This is a genomic window from Dietzia maris (assembly GCF_014144855.1).
GTDB classification, from domain to species: domain Bacteria; phylum Actinomycetota; class Actinomycetes; order Mycobacteriales; family Mycobacteriaceae; genus Dietzia; species Dietzia kunjamensis.
Window position 1 is genome coordinate 1 of the sequence record NZ_JAALDN010000333.1, and the last position, 2,059, is coordinate 2,059.

At 70.6% G+C, this 2,059-nt stretch carries 4 protein-coding genes and 1 riboswitch; of the genes, 3 read left to right on the forward strand and 1 reads right to left on the reverse strand.

Features of this window, described 5'->3' with window-relative positions; all coding sequences use genetic code 11:
* Positions 1-75: 75 nt before the first annotated feature.
* The gene (locus G6024_RS11250; protein WP_159148728.1) at positions 76-585 is read left to right on the forward strand and encodes a DUF2771 family protein; all 510 of its coding nucleotides are present in this window, start codon (positions 76-78) and stop codon (positions 583-585) included.
* Between the two features lie 8 nt (positions 586-593).
* On the opposite strand, the gene G6024_RS16910 is transcribed toward G6024_RS11250, so the two are convergent.
* Positions 594-995 carry a cold-shock protein gene (locus G6024_RS16910; RefSeq protein ID WP_159148729.1) on the reverse strand — a complete coding sequence of 134 codons (402 nt, stop codon included), beginning with the start codon at positions 993-995 and terminating at the stop codon, positions 594-596.
* Positions 996-1,110: 115 nt separating this feature from the next.
* Here G6024_RS16910 and G6024_RS11260 point away from each other — a divergent pair, with 115 nt between their 5' ends.
* Both G6024_RS11260 and G6024_RS11265 read left to right on the forward strand, forming a co-directional pair.
* Complete coding sequence (locus G6024_RS11260) at positions 1,111-1,398, forward strand: hypothetical protein (protein ID WP_096905944.1); 288 nt, start codon at positions 1,111-1,113, stop codon at positions 1,396-1,398.
* Between the two features lie 181 nt (positions 1,399-1,579).
* A riboswitch (cyclic di-AMP (ydaO/yuaA leader) is annotated at positions 1,580-1,737 on the forward strand.
* A gap of 8 nt (positions 1,738-1,745) precedes the next feature.
* A partial coding sequence (locus tag G6024_RS11265; protein ID WP_182640368.1) for a transglycosylase family protein occupies positions 1,746-2,059 on the forward strand: 314 nt, incomplete at its 3' end.

Consider the following 2,059-nt stretch of genomic DNA (forward strand, 5'->3'; position numbering starts at 1 on the left):
CAACAGGCCGCGCTTCCCGGGCCCGCCGCGCGACCCGGGTGTGGCCGACACCCGGCCCCTCGGCAGAATGAGGGAGTGAGTTCCCGCAACGAGACCCCGTCGACCGGCTCCCGTATCCGTCCCATCACCTGGGCGATCGCGGCGTGGATGATCATCATGATCGCCGCGATCGTCGGCGCCTGGCAGGGTTCGGAGGCCCGGTACGGTGCACTACCCGAGGTGACCGTCGCGAGCGATCGCGGCCAGGTGACCGTGCTGCCGTTCACCGCGACCGACCTGGACGGGAACACCTTCACCAATCCGGTCGGCGAGTTCCGGGTGCAGGATGAGGACGTCCTCACCGTCCGGCTGCCCGGAGAGCTGCGTGCGTCGACGATGGACGTCTATGAGATCCGCGCCGACGGCTCCCGCGACTACACCGTCGAGGCCGGCGGGCCGGGCCAGCTGCTGGTGCCCGTGACCACCCCGGAGGAGGGCCGGATCGAGGGCCTCGCCATCCGTGCGGTCGCGATCGTCTATGCCGCTGACGGGTCGGAGTCGATCCTCAACGGCGAGTGGTCGGTGCGCTTCACCTACGCCGACTGATCCGTGGGTCAGGCGTCCAGCTCGCGCGCGACCGCGCGGAGCACCGACGCCACCCGGCCCGAGACCTTGGCCTCCGGCCGGTGACCACGGCGCAACTCGGGCTGGACGGTCGACTCGAGCACCTTGATCATGTCCTCGACCATCCCGTGCAGCTCGTCCGCCGAACGTCGGGGCCCGCTCCTCGGGGCCCGCTCCTCCGCGACCGTCGGCTCGTCGTGGACCACCACGCGCAACGCCTGGGGGCCGCGGCGCCCGGAGACCATGTCGAACTCCACGCGCTGGCGCGGACGCAGCGTCTCGAGCCCTGCGGGGAGCGCCTCGGAGCGCACGTAGACGTCCTCTCCGCCCTCCTGGGACAGGAAGCCGAAGCCCTTCTCCGCGTCGTACCACTTGACCTTGCCGCTGGGCACCGCGAACCACCTTCCGACCGGACGCGGCATACGCGACCGACAACCATGACTGATGCCCCGAGACTACCCTCGTGCGCGTTGGTGCCCACCGCGAGGCGAGCGGTAACCTCCCCGTGTGACCGCCGACGATCGACGCCCCGCCGACGACCCCTGGACACCTGACGCCGCGGCGTCCACCCGGGCAGCCGACCCCGTGCGGCCACGACGCCGGGGCCTGTTCGTGACGGCGCTCGTCATCTTCTCGATCGGGGTGCTGTTCACCGTCGCGGCGGCGCTGACCCCGTTCGTGCTCGGCCGCGACGCGCCGACCATCCTGTATCTCGGCGCGATGCTGTTCACGCCGGTCGGGTTCCTGCTGGGGCTGCTCTACGCCATCCTCGGCTCGCGACCACCGTCGGTGTGATCAACCACACCCTCTCGCGAACACCGCTGGTAACGAGCCGATAACGGCACGCTCGCCAGACCTGCACTGCCTCGGTTTATTTCAGAATGGTGACGATCCGGCATCGGACCGCTACAGTTTCGTAGCAGACTCGTCAGCGAGTCGGCATCGGACGCACCTACCGAACCCCGCCCAGCGGCCGATGCCACAGTGACCATTACCCGGGCGGGGACGGGGGACCCGACAGGGCCCACCACGGGCCCGGCGACCGATGGTCGCCTTGGGGTGAAGCCGCCACCGGCGGCCGGACGCACTCGTCCGAACCCGACAGCTCACCCCGTAGGCACAGAGTGAAAAGGACTGACGACATGACCTCTTACACCGGACGCCACCGTGCCGCCGCCGCCTCCTCAGCGCCCAGGAACGCTGTGAAGGTCGTCCTCGCGGGCACCGCGTTCTCCGCCGCCGGCCTGGCCCTCGCGCCGGCCGCCAACGCCGCCCCCGACTCCGACTGGGACCGCCTGGCCCAGTGTGAGTCCGGCGGCAACTGGGGCATCAACACCGGGAACGGGTACCAGGGCGGCCTGCAGTTCTCGCCGAGCACCTGGGCCGCCTACGGCGGTACGCAGTACGCCCCGACGGCCAACCAGGCCACGCGCGAGCAGCAGATCGCGATCGCCGA